Annotated in this window: 17 protein-coding genes; 3 read left to right on the top strand and 14 right to left on the bottom strand. The window is 64.8% G+C overall.

What is annotated here, in order from left to right; genetic code table 11:
• Nucleotides 1-108 precede the first annotated feature (108 nt).
• From ACYP33_RS31185 to ACYP33_RS31150, 8 genes are all read right to left on the bottom strand, one after another.
• A complete protein-coding gene (locus ACYP33_RS31185; RefSeq protein ID WP_459625069.1) occupies nt 109-1101 on the bottom strand; it encodes a FecCD family ABC transporter permease in 993 nt (330 codons plus the stop codon).
• Entirely contained in the window at nt 1098-2123 is a 1026-nt protein-coding gene (locus tag ACYP33_RS31180; RefSeq protein WP_459625068.1) for a FecCD family ABC transporter permease, read from the bottom strand. The genes ACYP33_RS31185 and ACYP33_RS31180 overlap by 4 nt, the downstream gene beginning before the upstream one ends.
• Before the next feature lie 231 nt (nt 2124-2354).
• Nucleotides 2355-2771: a RidA family protein gene (locus ACYP33_RS31175; RefSeq protein ID WP_414447624.1), complete on the bottom strand. Its 417-nt coding sequence runs from the start codon at nt 2769-2771 to the stop codon at nt 2355-2357.
• A 2-nt stretch (nt 2772-2773) separates the two neighbouring features.
• Nucleotides 2774-3520 carry an amino acid ABC transporter ATP-binding protein gene (locus ACYP33_RS31170; protein ID WP_459625067.1) on the bottom strand — a complete coding sequence of 249 codons (747 nt, stop codon included), beginning with the start codon at nt 3518-3520 and terminating at the stop codon, nt 2774-2776.
• Entirely contained in the window at nt 3517-4476 is a 960-nt protein-coding gene (locus tag ACYP33_RS31165) for an agmatinase (protein ID WP_459625066.1), read from the bottom strand. Before ACYP33_RS31165 ends, ACYP33_RS31170 begins: the two co-directional genes overlap by 4 nt.
• Nucleotides 4477-4509: 33 nt before the next feature.
• Nucleotides 4510-5172, bottom strand: coding sequence for an amino acid ABC transporter permease (locus ACYP33_RS31160; RefSeq protein ID WP_414447626.1), 663 nt, complete (start codon nt 5170-5172; stop codon nt 4510-4512).
• Nucleotides 5162-5842 carry an amino acid ABC transporter permease gene (locus ACYP33_RS31155; RefSeq protein WP_459625065.1) on the bottom strand — a complete coding sequence of 227 codons (681 nt, stop codon included), beginning with the start codon at nt 5840-5842 and terminating at the stop codon, nt 5162-5164. Before ACYP33_RS31155 ends, ACYP33_RS31160 begins: the two co-directional genes overlap by 11 nt.
• Nucleotides 5843-5853: 11 nt before the next feature.
• Nucleotides 5854-6705, bottom strand: coding sequence for a transporter substrate-binding domain-containing protein (locus ACYP33_RS31150; protein ID WP_414441932.1), 852 nt, complete (start codon nt 6703-6705; stop codon nt 5854-5856).
• Nucleotides 6706-6870: 165 nt separating this feature from the next.
• Between ACYP33_RS31150 and ACYP33_RS31145 the strand changes: the two genes are divergently transcribed.
• Nucleotides 6871-7788, top strand: a complete 918-nt coding sequence (locus ACYP33_RS31145) for a LysR family transcriptional regulator (protein WP_414449187.1) — start codon at nt 6871-6873, stop codon at nt 7786-7788.
• 244 nt (nt 7789-8032) lie between these two features.
• The gene (locus ACYP33_RS31140) at nt 8033-9061 is read left to right on the top strand and encodes a hypothetical protein (protein WP_459625064.1); all 1029 of its coding nucleotides are present in this window, start codon (nt 8033-8035) and stop codon (nt 9059-9061) included.
• A gap of 252 nt (nt 9062-9313) precedes the next feature.
• Here the strand turns inward: ACYP33_RS31140 and copM are convergent, their stop codons facing one another.
• From copM to ACYP33_RS31110, 6 genes are all read right to left on the bottom strand, one after another.
• A complete protein-coding gene (gene copM, locus ACYP33_RS31135) occupies nt 9314-9718 on the bottom strand; it encodes a CopM family metallochaperone (RefSeq protein ID WP_459625063.1) in 405 nt (134 codons plus the stop codon).
• A gap of 170 nt (nt 9719-9888) precedes the next feature.
• Complete coding sequence (locus ACYP33_RS31130) at nt 9889-11988, bottom strand: ABC transporter permease subunit (protein ID WP_459625062.1); 2100 nt, start codon at nt 11986-11988, stop codon at nt 9889-9891.
• A 10-nt stretch (nt 11989-11998) separates the two neighbouring features.
• Nucleotides 11999-13522, bottom strand: a complete 1524-nt coding sequence (locus tag ACYP33_RS31125) for a sugar ABC transporter ATP-binding protein (protein ID WP_459625061.1) — start codon at nt 13520-13522, stop codon at nt 11999-12001.
• A gap of 17 nt (nt 13523-13539) precedes the next feature.
• The gene (locus tag ACYP33_RS31120) at nt 13540-14667 is read right to left on the bottom strand and encodes a sugar ABC transporter substrate-binding protein (RefSeq protein ID WP_414447634.1); all 1128 of its coding nucleotides are present in this window, start codon (nt 14665-14667) and stop codon (nt 13540-13542) included.
• A 40-nt stretch (nt 14668-14707) separates the two neighbouring features.
• On the bottom strand, nt 14708-15487 hold the full coding sequence (locus tag ACYP33_RS31115) for an N-acyl homoserine lactonase family protein (protein WP_414447635.1): 780 nt from the start codon (nt 15485-15487) through the stop codon (nt 14708-14710).
• A 96-nt stretch (nt 15488-15583) separates the two neighbouring features.
• Entirely contained in the window at nt 15584-16246 is a 663-nt protein-coding gene (locus tag ACYP33_RS31110; RefSeq protein WP_414447636.1) for a GntR family transcriptional regulator, read from the bottom strand.
• Nucleotides 16247-17079: 833 nt separating this feature from the next.
• Between ACYP33_RS31110 and ACYP33_RS31105 the strand changes: the two genes are divergently transcribed.
• The coding region (locus ACYP33_RS31105; RefSeq protein ID WP_459625059.1) for a hypothetical protein at nt 17080-17260 on the top strand (181 nt) is incomplete at its 3' end.

Genomic DNA, 17260 nt, shown 5'->3' with positions numbered 1-17260 from the left:
GCCAGCAAGGCGAGGCCGGCCGCGGCCGCGCGCGCCTGGCGCGCCAGGCGGCCGAGGCGCTGGCGGGCGCGAACAGGAAACGGTGAAGCGGAGCGCATGACAATCCTTTCAGGAAGAGGGCGCGGCGGCGGATCGCGCGTCGGGCCGGAGCAACAGGACGAGGAGATAGAAGCCGCCGAGCGCGCCCGTCACGATGCCGACAGGCGGATGGACCGGCAGCGCGTTCGCGGCGATCGCGTCGCAGCCGGTGACCAGCACCGCGCCGACCAGCGCCGGCGGCAGCACGTTCGGCAAACGTCCGCGCCCCATGCGGCGCGCGATATGCGGCGCCGCCAGCGCGACGAACGCGATCGGCCCCGTGATCGCCGTGGCGATCGCCACCAGCAGCACGCCGAGCACGATCCACGACGCGCGTTGCAGGCCCGGGCGCGCGCCGAGCGTCGTGACCACAGCGTCGTCGAATTCGATCAGGCCGAAGCTGCGCTGCCGCAGCAGGCAGATCGCAAGCAGTGTGACCAGCGCCGCCGCGAGGCCCGGCACGTCCTGCCAGGACGCCGTGTTGAGGCTGCCCGACAGCCAGGTCAGCACGACCTGCGTATCCTGCACGTCGGTATTGATCAGCAGATAGCCGTTCACCGCCGACAGCAGCGCCGAAATCATGATGCCGGACAGCACCAGTTGACGCGGCGAGCCTTGCAGGCCGCCCGACAGGCCGTAGACCACCACCCCGGTCGCCAGCCCTCCCGTGACCGCCAGCAGCGCGGCCGAGGCCGGCGAACCGCCGTCGATCAGGAGCGCGACGATCGCGCCGGTGGCCGAGCCCGCACCGAAGCCCAGCATGTCGGGGCTGGCGATCGGGTTGCGCGTGACCGTCTGGAAGATCGCGCCCGACGCGCCGAGCGCCGTGCCCACCAGCGCGCCCACCACGTAGCGCGGCAGGCCGAGCGTGAGCACCGCGAAGCGATCCGGCGAGGCCGGGTTGGTCAGCGCGTCGAACACCGCGTGCGGCGCGAGGCCGAACGGGCCGAGGCAGAGCTGGGCCAGCAGCGTCGCGAGCAGGGCGGCCACGGCGGCGGCCAGCGCCATCGTCATGCGCGTCATGGCTGGAATCCTCGCCGCCGCACCATCGCGAAGAACAACGGCGCGCCGATCACCGCCGACATCGCGCCGGCCGGGATCTCGCTGCCGGGAATCAGCACGCGGCCGAGGATGTCGGCCGACAACAGCAACAGCGCGCCGACCAGGGCGCACATCGGCAAGACCCAGCGCATGCCCACGCCGATCGTGACGCGCGCCAGATGCGGCGCCAGCAGGCCGACGAACACGATCGGGCCGGCCGCCGCCGTGGCCGCGCCGCACAGCATCGAGATCGTCGCGCCGCACGCGAGCAGCAGCCGGCCGCGATGAATGCCGAGCGCGCCGGCATGCTCGTCGCCCATCGCCACCACGTCGAGCGCGCGCGCCATCGCCAGGCTGACCAGCAGGCCCACAGCCACGCACGCGGCCAGCACCGGCAGCATGGCCGCGTCGCGATCGGCCACCGAGCCGACCGCCCACTGGCGAAACTGTTCGAGGCTGTTCGGCTGGAGCAGCGTGACGCCCGCCGTGATCGATTCGAGGCTCGCGCCGATCGCCGCGCCGATCAGCAACAGCCGCACCGGGTCCGACGAGCGCGACAGGAAGCGGCCCGCGAACACCAGCGTCGCCACCACGCCCGCACCGGCGAACGCCAGGCCGAACTGTTCGAGCGGCGCGATCGCCCCCGCGCCGATGCCGAGCACCACGAACAATCCCGCCCCTGAATTGACGCCGAGGATGCCGGGGCCGGCCAGCGGATTGCGCGTGACCGTCTGCACGAGACAGCCCGACAGCCCGAGCGCCGCGCCGACGAGGATCGCGAGCGCGGTGCGGGGCAGGCGGTAATGGCGCAGGTAAAGGGCGGTATCGGCGCCCGGGCCGAGTGCGTGCGAGCCGACGGCGAGGCTGACAAGGGCGAGCAGGGCAAGGACGCCGAGCGACACGCCGAGCACGGCGAAGCGCCGCCCGGATGCGGGTTGACGCTGGCGGCCCGCGTTGCCTTGGCTGCCGCTGCCGGCGGCCAGGGTCCATCTTGGGGATTTCAATTGACTGCCGTTGCACGAGACGGCGCGGCGGGACGGCGACGTCGATGAGTGGGAATGATTGCTGTTACGGCAGGTATGGTAGGCGGGGAGATGTTAACGAAACGTCAAGATGAGGCGCGGCGATCGATTCGTTGTCCGGCGAGGTTGGCCACGCTCATGACTTGGCGTTGCCCTCGCGAGTCCGGACACGGCATACCCTCGGGCAGCCGAAACTCGCGAGGCAAGCGGGACTCACGCGTCCGGTTTCACCGCGATGACATCGATTTCGACGAGCCATTCGGGACGCGCGAGCGCCTGCACGACAATGCCGGTCGACACCGGAAACACGCCTTTCAGCCAGCGGCCCATCACGTTGTAGACGGCTTCGCGATAACGCGGATCGATCAGGTAGACCGTGACCTTGCAGATGTCCTCGAGCTTGCTGCCGCATTCGTCCAGCAGCAACTTGACGTTCGACATCGCCTTCTCGGTTTGCGCGGCCACGTCGCCGATGCCGACCGATTCGCGGGTGTCGAGATCCTGGCCGATCTGGCCGCGCAGATACACCGTGTTGCCGGCAACGACCGCCTGGCACAGGTCGTTGTCCAGCTTCTGTTCGGGATAGGTTTCCCGAGTGTTGAATTGGCGGATGCGGGTATGCGTCGTCATGTTCAGTGATGAAGAATCTTGGAAAGAAAGCGTTGCGCGGCGGCGCTGGCGGCGCCCTGGAAGAACGCGTCGGTCGGGCTGTCTTCGATGATCGCGCCGTCTTCCATGAACACCACGCGATGCGCGACCCGTTTCGCGAAGCCCATTTCGTGCGTGACGACCATCATCGTCATCCCTTCGCGTGCGAGTTCGACCATCACGTCCAGCACCTCGTTGACCATCTCCGGGTCGAGCGCCGAAGTGGGTTCGTCGAACAGCATCGCCATCGGGTCCATCGACAACGCGCGCGCAATGGCCACGCGCTGCTGCTGTCCGCCCGACAACTGGCCCGGGTACTTGTGCGCATGCGCCGACAACCCCACGCGGTCGAGCAACTCGCGCGCTTTCGAGCGAGCCGTGCCTTCGTCGCGACCGAGCACGATGCGCTGCGCGAGCGTGAGATTGCGCGTCAGGTCCAGATGCGGAAACAGTTCGAAGTGCTGAAACACCATGCCGACGCGGCTGCGCAGTTTCGGCAGGTTGGTCGACTTCGCGGCGAGCGAGGTGCCGTCGACCACGATATCGCCGCGTTGGAACGGCTCCAGCGCATTGACCGTCTTGATCAAGGTGGATTTGCCCGAGCCCGACGGCCCGCACACCACCACGATCTCGCCCTTGTTCACCTGCGTCGAGCACTGCTTGAGCACGTGATGGCTGCCGTACCATTTGTCGATGCCGCGGATCTCGATGACGGCCTGGTTCGCACTCATTTGTCGAAATATCCCGCGCGGATCGACGCGCCGATCAGGTTGAGAATCAGACGGCCCGCCGTCACGCAGGAAATCAGGTTGGCGTGATCCTTCTCCGGCTGGATCTCGACGATGTCCATGCCGACCACGCGGCCTTTCTTCACCAGCCCGTGGATCAGCTTGCGCGCCTGCACGAAGGTCACGCCGCCCGGCGCCGGCCCGGCCACGGCCGGCATCACCGACGGATCGAGGCCGTCGGCGTCGATCGTCAGGTAGTAGTTGCCGCCGTCGGGAATCCGCGCGAGCACCGCATCCATGCCGATGTCGTGCAGTTCGTAAGCGGTGACGAGTTCCGAGCCATAGGCGCGCGCGGCGACCAGTTCCTCGGTGCGGCCGCTGCCTTGCGCGCGCAAGCCGATCTGGATGATGCGCTCGACGTGCGCCATCTCCGAGGCGCGGCGGATCGGGCTCGACAGGCCTTCGCGAACGCCGTTGACGTCGTCGCGCCAGTCGAGGTGGGCATCGATATGCACGAGCGTGATCGGCCCCTTGGCGTCGAGCCCGCGCAGCACCGGCGTGGTGATGCCGTGGTCGCCGCCCAGCACGATCGGCATCGCGCCACCGGCCACGATGCGGCGCACCGCCGCTTCGGCGCGCGCGTAATGCTCGCCGGGTTGGGTCAGATCGGGAACGATGTCGCCGCAATCGACGAAGCGGATGTCGGTACGGCCTTGCAGCAGCGGGCCGTCGATATCGAAGTCGTAATGATCGGGCTTGCGCACCACGCGGTCGGTCGCCTGACGAATCGCGGACGGCGCGTTGGTCTGGTCGTTGCTGAAATCGGACGGCGCGTAGGGCGCGCCATAAGGCATGCCGAGCACCGCGATATCGGCCTTCAGGTTGTCGATGTCGAGATCGAGTTCCGAATAGAGCAGGGTGGGGTGGCCGATACGCGGCGCAACGGTGTATTGGGTCATGCGAAACTCTCCAGAAAAATGGCCTGATCTGCGTCAGGCGTGGTGCGTGAGCCGCCCGATCGCCGTCTCCACACGCCGGCCGATGCCGGCCATCAGAACGCTGCAGATCCAGTAGATCAATGCCGTCGTGCCGAGCACTTCGACATAGGCAAAGGTGTTGGCGGTGAGCAGATTGCTCTGGTACGTCATCTCCGGCAGGCTCATCACCGAAAAGATGGCGGAGTCCTTGAACATCATGATCACGAGGCTCGTGGTGGGCGGCGTGATGTAGCCGAACAACTGCGGCGCGACCACGTGGCGCTGCGTCTGCCAGAACGTCATGCCGAGCGAGAGCGAGGCTTGCGTCTGGCCGCGCGGCACGCTGCGCAGCGCCGCGCGCAGGATTTCGCAGAAGTAGCCGCCCGTGTAGAACGCCGTGCAGCCGATCGCGACGGTCATCGCCGAGGCGCCGATGCCGAGCTTCGGCAAGCCGAAGAACGACAGGTACACGAGAATCAGGTACGGAATGTTGCGCACCAGTTCGACATAGGCGAGCGCCACCGGCCTCAGCAGCGTGCGCGATTGCGCCGCGTACGCCGCGACGATCCCCGCCACGACGCCGAGCGGAATGCCGATCACGCTCACCAGCGCGGTGATCCTAAGCCCGTCGAGCAGCACCGGCACCGCTTCGCGAACGATCGAGAAATCAATGGCCATGGGGCAGCATCCTTGCGACGCGGCGCTCGCACACTCGCGAGCCAGCCGAGATGCAGAACAGGATCAGGAAATAGACCACCGCGGTGATCGAGAAGACCTGCAACGGCAAGTCGGTTTGCAGCGTGGCATTGCGTGCGACCGTGGCGAGTTCCGGCACCGCGATGATCGACATCAGCGACGAGGCCTTCAGCAGCAGCGTGAACTCGCTGGTGAGCGGCGGGATCGCGCGATAGATCATCTGCGGCAACAGCACGTGGCGCCACACCTGGGCGGGGCGCATCCCCATCGCGTAACCGGCCGCGCGCTGCCCCCACGAGATCGTGCCGAGCGAGCCGCGCAGGATTTCGACGATGTACGCGCTGGTATTGCAGGCGAGCGCGGCAATGCCGGCCGTGATCGGCGAGATCGAAATGTCGAGCAGGGCCGGCACCATGTAGTACGCAATCAGCATGTGGATCAGCGCCGGCGTGCCGCGGATCAGGCTGACCCAGAGCACCACCAGCGCGCGCAGCGGGCCGAACGGCGAGATCCGTGCGAGCAGCAGCACGATGCCGAGCGTGAGCCCGATGACGAACGCACACGCGGAGGCCGCCAAGGTGAGCGCCGTTCCCGACACCACGCCGTCGAGAAACGGCACGATCACGCCGCCTTTGTCGAGCCAGTTCAGCATGATGGCGCGCGTCAGATCGCGCCGGCCGGCAGATAGTCGGCGTGCGGCGTGTCCATCGGGGCGCCGAACCACTTCGTCTGCAACGCGGCGAGCTTGCCGTTGGCGCGGAATTCATCGAGCGAATCGTTGATGAACTTGCGGATCTCCAGATCGTTCGGATTCGCGACCCACGCGAGCAGTTTCGGCTGGCCGATCGTGCCGGCGATACGAAACACGTTCGGCTGCCGCTTCATTTGCACGGCGGCGATGTTCGACGGCATCAGCGCGACATCCACGGTCTTGTTCGCCAGCGCGTTCGACACGTCCGGATAGGCCTGGAACAGCTTGGTGCCCGCGTAGCCCTTGCCGGTCTTTTCCTTCAGTTCCTTCTCGAACTCGTCGGCGACCGGCTGCGACGACGAACCCATCTGCGTGCCGATCGTCTTGCCGCCGATGTCGAGATCGCGCTTGACCGACGCATCGTCGGCGCGCACCAGCAGCACCGAGCGAACCACGCCCACCGGTTCGCTGAATGCGAAACGCTTCGCGCGCTCCGGCGTGATCCCGACGCTGGTCGCGACGAAGTCGAACTTGTGCGACATCAGGCCCGGCAGCAGCCCCTGGAACGGCAGGTTCATCTGCTCGAGCTTCACGCCGAGCTTGGCCGCCATCAGTTCCAGCACGTCGTGTCCGTAGCCGACGATCTGACCGTTTTCGACGAATTCGAACGGCTCGTACGCGGCTTCCGTGCCGACCACCAGCTTGCCGCGTTTCTTGATATCGGCCAGCGTGCCGCCTTCGGCCAGCGCGAGCTTGGGCAGCGCGAGCGCCATGCCCGAGGCGAGGGTGGTTCTGATGAAGGATCGTCGGCTCAGTTGTTTCATTGCGTTCTCCGCGGAGTGGCGTGGGGTCGTGGTCGGGTCTTGTGGCCGGCGCATCGTGGACCTGCTGCTCCGCGCGATTTGCCTGACGACCCAATGTATTTCGCCATAAAGAGGGTGAAAAATGATTTTTTTGGCGGTATGGTTCCGAAAAATGAAACCTTTCGAATGCACGGTTTTCCGTCATTCGCCTCGCCCCCAGGAGCCGTTCAAGTGTCCCGACCCGATTTCACCGAACGTGACTTGCGCTCGCTGCGCATTTTCTGCGCGGTCACGCAGGCCAATGGTTTCGCGGCGGCGGAAAAGCAGTTGAACATGTCCAAGGCCTCGATCAGTCGCCATATTCGCGAAGTCGAGGAGACGCTCGGCGCCCGGCTTTGCGAGCGCGGCCCATCGGGATTCGTGCTGACGCACGCGGGGAAAGTCGCGCTCGATCTCGCGCGCGACGCGATCCGCTCGCTGGAACGGATCCGGCCGGAAATCGACGCGGTGCGCGGGGTGTTGTCCGGCACGCTGTCGATCGGCATGGTCGAGCACATCATCCGCGATGAAGGCTGTCATCTGCCCGAAGCGCTGGCCGCGCTGAAGGAGCAGGCGCCGGACGTGAGCGTCGAGTTGCAGGTGATGACGTTCAACGAACTCGACCTGGCGTTGCGGGAGCGTCGCGTGCAGGTCGGCATTCGCGGGATGTACCGGCGCGAGGCCGGCCTCGATTACCTGCCGCTGTTCATCGAGCGGCAGGCGCTGTATGTCGCGCGTCGCAAGATGGCCGAAGCCGCGACGCTGCCGCTCGTCTATCGCGAGCAGCCGTTCGTGCACGAAGCGCTCAACATGCTCGGGATGCAGCGTGGGCCGTCCGCGTCGGGGCTGGAAGCCGTTGCGATGCTGGTGTTGTCCGGGCAGTACGTGGGGCTGCTGCCGCAGTTTTACGCGGCATCGTTCGCGAAGCGGCACGCGCTCGCGAAAGTGCCGTCGGGGCCGGTTTATGAAAATACGATCAGCGCGATCATCGAGATTTCTCGGCCGAGAACACGTGCGCTCGATCTGTTCCTCGATATTGCGCAACAGCTTCATCGGGTGGCGTGATCGCGAGGCGCGCAAAAATATTCTTCATTGAACTTATTAACGACACAGAAGCGCCTGCCGCGGTTTCAGCTACTCGGCCTTGGCGATTGACGGCGCAATTCAATTGAAATAAATCTATCGGCTCGGTAATCGGCCAGAGTAAGCTTGCGAGCCGGAGGCCGATTTTCAATCGGCAAGGCGTGCCGGCAAACGGGAAAGCTGGATTTCAAAATGAAGATCGGGCCACACATTAAGGAGATCCCCGATGCCTACCGCTGAACAATTGAACAAAGTGAAGGAAAACGTCGCGAACCTGATTGATTTCACCAATCATGTTCATCCCTTCTTTTCGGATAAGGTGAGCGAAGTCTATCTGAACCTGAAAGCGAACCAGGAAAGCGATCCGGGGCAGACATTCCTGTGTACGCTTTTTGATGCGGCGTTCTGGTCGATCGGCTCGTTGGAGTTTGCAGGCGCCGGGGTCTTTTCGTCGTTTCTCGGAAGCTTCTTTGGCGCTTATGTTGGCCCCAATCCGCCGCCGAACCTCGAAAAAACCTTCGCTGGCGTGGTAGAGCGGCTCGATGCCACGCTTTCGCAGGCGCTCGATGACCTGGCCGCCATCCATGAAAATCCGGCCGCCTATTGGGACAAGACGTATACCAATCCGCTCAATCACAAGACGATCGCGATATCGAGCCTCGGCGACGCGTCGGCCAGCTTTCCGTCCCGATACACGCCGCTGTTCCAGCGTGTTACCGACACCACGGTGTTTCAGTTTCGTCAGGAATTGACCAAGGCCGTGTTGCCCACCGTCTATTACGTCTACTTTTCGGATTACTACAGTTCCTGGCAGTATCAGAACAAGGAAGCATTCTTCCGCGACGCCTCTGACTACATCGCCAAGTATCCGGCCTATTTCTTCAAGTACCGCGAAACCTGGAAATTCCGCGGCGGCCAGAAGGCCGACGTGATCCAGTATTTCAATTTCAGTCTCGTGATGGAGGGCAGCATCACCACGGTTGCACCGGACGATCTGTGCCAGTGGTTGTTCGAGGACGACGGATATGGTCACCAGACCAACGCCGACGGCGTCGCGAAGCGCCGGGACGTGTTCTTTTCATGGGGGCTGCGCGAATACTTTCCGAGCGGCAAACCGTTCGGGCTGGATCAGGCGGTGGCGACGCTGTCGGTATCGGCGGCCGGCGGGAGCGAACGATCGGAGCTCGATGATTCGCATCTGCCGGATGGCGGGCCGAAACCGTTGCCGATTCCTTCAGCGAACCGAGCGGGTTGAGGCAGACGGCGTGCTGTGAACCGTGGCTGGGCGGTCTGTTTGGCTGTCCCGGCTGCGGCCGGCCGCGAATCGATCGAGGTTGAAGCGGACATTTCTAACTGGCTCAAACCAGACATTACTAAATAGCCCTGACAACCAAAATGTCGTTAATTTACCTTATGTCAAATAACGAATTCACCACGAACCCCACACCACCCAGCGCCGCCAACCGCTCTCACGATCCAGCGGCGCCTCCAACAATCTTCCTCAGCCTCACATCCCCGAATGGTGCTTCACCTGCCAACGTTTCATCAGAGCGATCTCATCCTTCTGCGCCTTGACGATTCGCCCAGCCAGCGCACGCATCTGCGGGTCCTTCCCATACTTCAGCTCGACCTGCGCCTGATCGACCGCCCCTTGATGATGCGGGATCATGTGCGCCACAAAATCCGCGTCCGGATCGCCCGTATAACCGGGCGCGCTCATGTTGCTCATCATCGATTTCGCGTTGCGTTCGAACGCCTGGGTTGCCGGCGATGCGTCGGCCTTGGCATCGCCCGGCATCGCCATCTTCATCGAATTCGAATCGGCCTGCTGCGCATAGACGCCGGCCGGCGCGCCGATCAATGCGATTCCCGCGGCAATCGACACAAAGGCGGCAATGGAACGGATTTTCATAGGAATGCTCCCGAATGACTGACTGGTGAATGACCCAGGCATCATCAAGCTTCCCATCATGGGAAGGTCAAGCGCCACGGCATCCCCAAAAAAATGCCGCCCGAAGGCGGCACCAAGAAACCCGGGGGGCTTGCTCCGGGTCCCGAGAGATCATCCGGTCACGCGTTCAATCAAGCGCGCTTGTCCCGCAACGTGATCACGGCGGCCAGCACCACCAGCCCGTTGATGATGTCGCGCACGGCCGGCGGCACGGTCGTGCCGGCCAGCAGCGTGCCGAGCGCGGTCAGCAGCAAGGTGCCGCCGAACACGCCGAGGTAATGTCCGCGCCCGCCAGTGATGAGCGCCCCGCCGACCACCACCACCGCGATCGACGGCAGCAAGTACGGATCGCCCATCCCGAGGAACGCCTGCGAACTGAAGCCCGCGAGCAACACCCCGACCATCGCGGCGCACAGCCCCGACAGGCAATACACGGCGATCAACGTCGAACCGACCCGCACGCCGGACAGCTTCGCCGCCACCGGCGAATTGCCGACGGCATACACGCGGCGCCCGAACGGCGTGCGATGCAGCAACAGCAACGCCACCGCCAGGAACACCGGCACGCTCCACGCGGCCATCGACAGCGGCCCGACGTGCCCGTTCGTGAATGCGCTGATGGCGGACGGCGCCCAGCCCTGCGGCGAGCCGTTGCAATAGATCAGCGTCAGCCCTTGCAGCAAGCCGTTGGCCGCGAGCGTCACGACGATCGGCGGCAGCCCGAGCATGACCACGCCCACGCCGTTGAACACGCCCACCAGCAGCCCCGCGCCGAGCACGGCCGGTACGGCCCACACGGCGGCCTCGTTCAGGCCGTGCGTGAGGCCCGTCAGCAACACGCCGGACAGCGTGATCAGCCACGGCATCGACAAATCCAGCCCGCCGGTCAGGATCACCGCGCCCTGGCCGAGCCCGAGAATCGCGAGAAACAGCGTCAGCGTGAGCAGGCTGCTGTAGAAGTTGCCGCTGACCAGCACACCCGGCCCGTACACCACGCCGGTGATCGCGACGACCGCGATAAACAGCAGATACGCCGGCACCACGTACTTCACCCATTCGCGGTTGCGCTCGATCCAGTCGGCGATGGCGCGCCCTTTCAACTCGGTGTTCTCGATCGGCCGGAAATCGCTGACCTCGAACTTCACGTGCCGCACGTCGCGGCCGCTGCGGGCGCGCGTGCCGGTGCGCACCGCCTTCAGCCATTGCGCGGCATGGCGCAAGGTGGCGTGCGCGGCCGATTGCTTGCCGATCGACGAGCCGAGCACGGCGAGAATCAGGATCAGCGCTTCGGCAATGGTCGTGAAGAACGCGGACACGTTCAGCACCAGCAGGATGTTCACGGTGATCATCAGCGTCATCGCGGCGAACACGGTGCCGACGCTGCCGCCCCGCCCCCCGCCGAGCAAGGTGCCGCCGAGCACCACCGCCGTGAACATCGACAGCAGCAGCGGCCGGCCGACCAGCGGATCGGCGGAGCCGGTCTGCGCGGACACGTACAGGCCGGCGGCGGCGTAGAACATGCCGGCCAGCGCGTAGGTGGCGATGCGGTAGCGCGTCACGGGCATGCCGTTGGCGAACGCGCCGTCGGCGTCGCTGCCGATCGCGTACAGGCCGACGCCGAAGCGCGTGCGCCGCACGAACGACCAGATCAGCAGCGCGACGATCAGCACGCCGGCGGACATCGGCAGCCGGTCGGGAATCAGGTCGGACGTGAGAAACGCGCCGAACTGCTCGCCGACGCTGCCGCCGGGCGTGTTCTGGATCAGCAGCGTCAGGCCCTGCACCATGAACATGGTCGCGAGCGTGACGACGATCGACTGCAGGCGAAACCATGCGATCAGCGCGCCGTTCAGCAGGCCGATGCCGCCGCCGATCGCGATGATCAACGCAGCGCCCAGCCACTGGTCGAGCGGCGACCCCTGCACGAACCGCACCGCGAGCACATTGGCCAGCGACACGACGGCGGACGCCGACAGGTCGAACCCGCCCGACAGCACGACGATGGTCTGCCCGATCGCGGCGAGCGCGAGCGTGGTGGCGCTGGAAATCACCGAGCCGACGTCGTACAGCCCCACCGGCGTGGCGGACAACGCGGCCCACGCGATCAGCATCGCCAGCAGCGCGCCGATCGCGATGATCAGCCCGCGATGGTGATCGATGCGCGCGCCCCAACCCGCCCGCGCGTCCGGTCCCGCCGTCCCGCTGTCGGGAGATGCAACGGCAATCTTCATGACAAGCCTCTCAACTGGAAAGCATCTTGCGCATCACGTTTTCTTCCGTGAGCGCGTCGCCGGACAGCTCGCCGACATTGCGGCCGCGATACATCACCGAAACGCGGTCGCACACGTTGACGAGCTCGGGCACGTCGGTGGAATAGAACAGCACGGCGCCGCCGGCGGCGGCGAACGCGCGCATCAGCACGAAGATCTGGTGCTTGGTGCCCACGTCGATACCGCGCGTGGGATCGAACATCAGCCACACGCGGCTCTGGGTCAGCAGCCATTTCGCCATCGCGATCTTCTGCTGGTTGCCGCCCGAAAACGACAGGCACGGCTTGTAGAGCGCGCGGGGGTTCACTTCCATCTGCGCCAGCGAGCGCCGCACCGCCGCCTGCTCGCGCTTGCGGTCGATCAGGCCGAAGCGCGTGTAGCGGCCGATCACCGGCAACGACACGTTCTGGCCGCCCGGCAGCTTCAGGAACAGCCCCTCGGTCTTGCGATCCTCCGGCAGCAGGCTGGTGGCCACGCCGGCCTTCAGCGAATCGGCGGTGGAGGTCAGCGTGACGGGCTGGCCGTCGATGCGGATCTCGCCGTCGTCGAGCCAGGCCGCGCCGAACAGCGCCTCGAACAGCTCGCGCTGCCCCATCCCCTGCAACGCGGCGACGCCATGCACTTCGCCGGGTTGCAGCGCGAGATCGAACTCGCTGACGGCGCTGCCGACGCGAATGCCGCGCGCCGCGATCGCGGCGGGCTTCATGGCCCCTTCGCGCAGCGCCGGCGATGCGAGCTTCGGCGGATACTTCGCCTCCATCGAGCGGCCGATCACGAGCCGGATGACTTCGTCATCCGAAATATCGGCGGCATCGAACGCGCCGACATCGCGCCCGTTGCGGTACACGGTCAGGCTGTCGCAGAACTCGCGCACCTCCTGCATGCGGTGCGAGATGAACACGAACGTCACGCCGCTCGCCTTCAGTTCGTCGATGCGGCGCGACAGCCAGGCCACGTCGCGCCCGGACAAAGCGGAAGTCGGCTCGTCGAGCAGCAGCACCTGCGGCCCGCGCACGATGGCCTTCGCGATTTCGATCTTCTGCCGCACCGGCAGCGACAGATCGCGCACATACGCACCGGGCCGGATGTCGGACAGCTCCAGCCGGTCGAGCCATTCGGCCGCCTGGCGCTGCGCCTCGCGCTTCCTGATGCGGCCGAACAGGCCGGTGGGTTCGTACGACATCAGCAGGTTCTGCGCCACGGTCAGGTCGCGCACCAGGGTCATCTCCTGGAACGCGGTCTGCACGCCGGCCCGATGCGCGTCTTTCGGCCCGCGCATCGTCACCTCGCGGCCCATCACGCGGATCTGCCCTTGATCGGGCCGCATGAGGCCGGACAGCAGCTTGACGGTGGTGGACTTGCCCGCGCCGTTCTCGCCGAGCAGCGCGTGCACGGCGCCGCGCTTGACGCGGAACGACGCGCCGTCGAGCGCGACCGTCGCGCCGAAGCGCTTGGTCACGTCGTGCAGATCGATTGCCAGGGATGCGTCGTTCATGGTCGCGTCTCGCCGGCTCAGTCCTGCGTGCCGCTCAGCGCGGCGTTGAAGCCCACTTCACGGGTGTCGTCCGAGAAGATGTCGGCGAACCAGCCCGGCGGCACCTTGTCCGGCATGAACGCGGTGCAGCCGGCCTTCAGCTCCTCGAGGCTGCCCGTCTTGCACAGCTTCGATTGCGGCGTTTCGACCAGCGGCAGCTTCAGCGTGACGCGCTGCGGGAAATCCTTGCCGTCGAGCTTCTGCACCGCCAGCTTCAGCGCCATCGCGCCCGAGTACGGCGGTGCGCCGTACGAGATCGAGCGATAGCCGATCGAGCGGTACCCGCCCGGCCCCTTCACCTCGCCCGGCGGCAGCATCTGCACGCGGTGGCCGTTCGACGATTCGCCCGCGCACGGCTTCACCTTGTTGTCGGGGATGCCGGCTTCGAGCTGCATCGACGCTGCCGTGAAGCAGCCGACCTGCATCCACAGGCCGTCGATCTTGTCCCAGCTGTTGGTGGCGAGGATCTTCGACAGCTCGGTCTTGGCGGTGGCCTGGCTCCACATGCCGGTGCCTTCGGCGACCACCTTGATGCCCGGATATTTCGCGAACACGGCCTTGGCGGCGTCGGTGCGCGCGCGGTCCACCGAGGTGCCCGGCACGCCGTTGATCATCACCACGTTGCCCTTGCCGTTGATCGTCTTGGCCAGCCATTCGGCGGTGACGGTGCCGGCCTGATGCTGGTCGATCGTCACGTTGTGCGCGCACGGTTCGGTCACTTCGCCGTCGTAGGCGGCCACCACCACGCCCTTCGAGCAGGCGTTCTTGATCGCGCGGTTCAGTGCGGTCGGCGAGATCGGGTAGAGGATGATGGCCTTCGCGCCGGCCTGCACCATCGAATTGATCTGCTGGATCTGCTTTTGCGCGTCGGTGCCGGCTACCTGCACTTCGAGATCGACCTTGTCCTTGAGCGCCGGCGTGTTGGCCATCGCCTTGATCATGTTGGTGGCTTCCGTCTGCCAGTCGTTGCCGACATAGCTCATCGACAGGAACACCTTGTACTTGCCCGCCGCCATCGCATTGCCCGACGCGGCCAGCGATGCCGCGACCGCCATGCCCAGCGCCACTCGGCCCGCATTCTTGATCGCAGTCCTGATTAATTTCATGTCTTCCTCCGGTTCTTCGTCATGGTCTTGCGAAATCGGTTTAGTCGGCGTTCCTGACGTGCGGCAGGCGCGCGCTCGCCGGCAGCGCGATGCCTGCGCTGCCCGGCACCACGTTCGGGTCGTGGCCGGGAATCACGAAATCGGCGATCTGGCGAATGCGCGCGAGCGAAGTCATTTCGGCCAGCGTTTCGTGCACGATGCCTACCGGCACCAGATCGACGATGTTTTCCATGCAGTTCGCGCAATCGCCCGCGATCAGCACCACGCCCGCCTCGGTATCCACGGCCACCGACTGGTGCCCCGGCGTGTGGCCCGGCGTGGGCACCACGCGCACGCCCGGCACGATGTCGGCCACGCCGTGCACGAACTGCCAGCGGAAATAGGCAAGCGGCTCGCGGCCGATCAGGAATTCCTGGTAATAGGTGGCTTGCGTCGGCAGCGGATGGCCGGCGTATTCCCATTCCTTCGCCTGCACGATGAAGCGCGCGTTCCTGAACAGCGTGTTGCCGCCCGAATGGTCGTAGTGCAGATGCGTGTTGATGACGATGTCGACCTCGTCGGCCTGCCAGCCCACGTATTCCTTCAGCGCGCGTTCGAGCCGCTCCTCGGGCGCCTGGTCGCACGGGCACACGAAATTCGAGACCCAGCCCGGATCGTGGATGCCGGTATCGACGACGATCTTCTTGCTCGCGCCCACGATGGCCGTGGACCACACCGGCACCCGCATCTGCTGGCCGAAGCCGCGCCCGTATACCTGCGACGAGCGATCGACGGTCAGCCAGCCGGTGGGCATCGCCACCACCTTCAGCTTCGCGCTCATGCCGCGGCCCCGCTCGTCGGCGGCACGTGGCCGGCCGGGTTCGATTCGATGTGAAGCATCGTCATGGTGGGTCTCCGTGTCAGGGGTCGAATCGTGTCAGGCATGCGCCTGGTCCAGGCCGCCGCCGCTGTCGGCGTTGCGCAGGCGCTCCTGCAGGTCGGCGGCGGCATCGCCGATGTCCTCCTCGATGCCGGCGCGCGCGCCCTCCCCGTCGCCACGCCACAGCGCTTCGACGATATGGCGGTGCGCCGTCATCGAGCGGCGCATGTGCGGAATGTCGGGGGCCACCAGGTTCAGGAACGGGCCGATGCGCATCCAGAGGTTGCGGATCGTCGAGAGCGTGATGTCGCTCGCGCCGTGCGTGTAGATCGCGATATGGAACGTGAAATTGCTGCGCAGGTAGGCCGGCACGTCGCCGGCTTCGACGTGCGCGTCCATCTCGTCGAAGATGGTTTGCAGTTCGGTCAGATGCTCGCGCGTCATGCGCGTGGCGGCCCGCCTGGCGACCGCGCCTTCGAGCGCGATGCGCACGTCGCGCAGTTCGTCGAGCAACTCGAACGTCATCGGCGGCACCATCAGCGCGCGGCCAGGGCCGTCGATCAAGGCGCCCTCGGCCTGCAGGCGCGTGAGCGCCGCGCGCACCGGCATGGTGGACGAACCCACCGCCTCGGCCACGCTGCGCAGGCTCAACAACTGCCCCGGCGCGAAGCGGCCGGTCATGATCGCTTCCCGGAGTTGGGCGTAAACGCGGCCCGCCATCGTTTCTCGCGCCACGAGTTCGAGTGCCGGCAAATCCGATGTCGTGCGCGTTGCCACTGCTGCCCCTCCGTCCGAATTAAGCGTGTGATTCAGAGCTGCGATCTGTGATCACACTGCACGGAGCGAAGTTTGGAAGCTGTGCAAGCGGGCGTCAACCGCTATTGCCTAGGTGAAAACACGCAGCGTTGTTCAGGATGCCGGAATGTTTTTCCTGCTCACGAAGGCAAGGTCCGGATCGGTTTTCGAGGGAGGTATCCGCGCACTGTTTTGGGGATGATGTGACAGCCATATGAAGCTGATTCGGTTCAATTCAAAGGCGCAGGTTTCTTTATATATTCAGTGTTGCTTATCGATTATCAAAGCATGAAATCTTGAATTGGTAATATTTACTCTATTGGATAATATTTAAGTCAATCCAATTCTTTCTGGTTGCCTACAATGCAATCTCGCCCTTTTTCAAGGAACAAAATTGCCGAGATTTTGGCATCCGCCGCGTGGCTGGCAAACGCGCGAAATTCATCCTCGCCGAGTCTCGATTCTGCAACGGAAATTTTTCCAACACAAACATCATGTCACTGATTTTATTTAATAAATTTATTCTAACGACAGCCTGAGTCTTCACGGTAAATCATCGTGGAATTGGCTTCGTCCGACTTCGTTCCAGTGCATAAAAAATCCCTCCAATCAATTCGCAACCCCATCAATTCATTCAATCCGGCAATCATCATTTAATCCATAAATTACCGCATAATCAGCGTTACATTTTGATACTAAAGGCAAAATAAAAGCCCCCTACAATGTGCGCTCCCGTACTTACATCGGAAATAATTGCAGTGTCGAAACTCACTCTCCTCTCAAAATCAGCCGATATCGGCAATAATTCCTCCAACGCTACGGAATCCTCTACAAAGTCACGTCGCAGCTTCCTCTCCTACATGCTGGCCGGCGCCGGTGGCCTGACCCTCGCCGGCTGCGGCGGCGCCAGCGACGCGGCCGAACGCTGGCCGCACTCGC

This window comes from Burkholderia sp. 3C (genome assembly GCF_054589155.1).
This window is presented reverse-complemented; position numbering and strand designations above follow the sequence as displayed.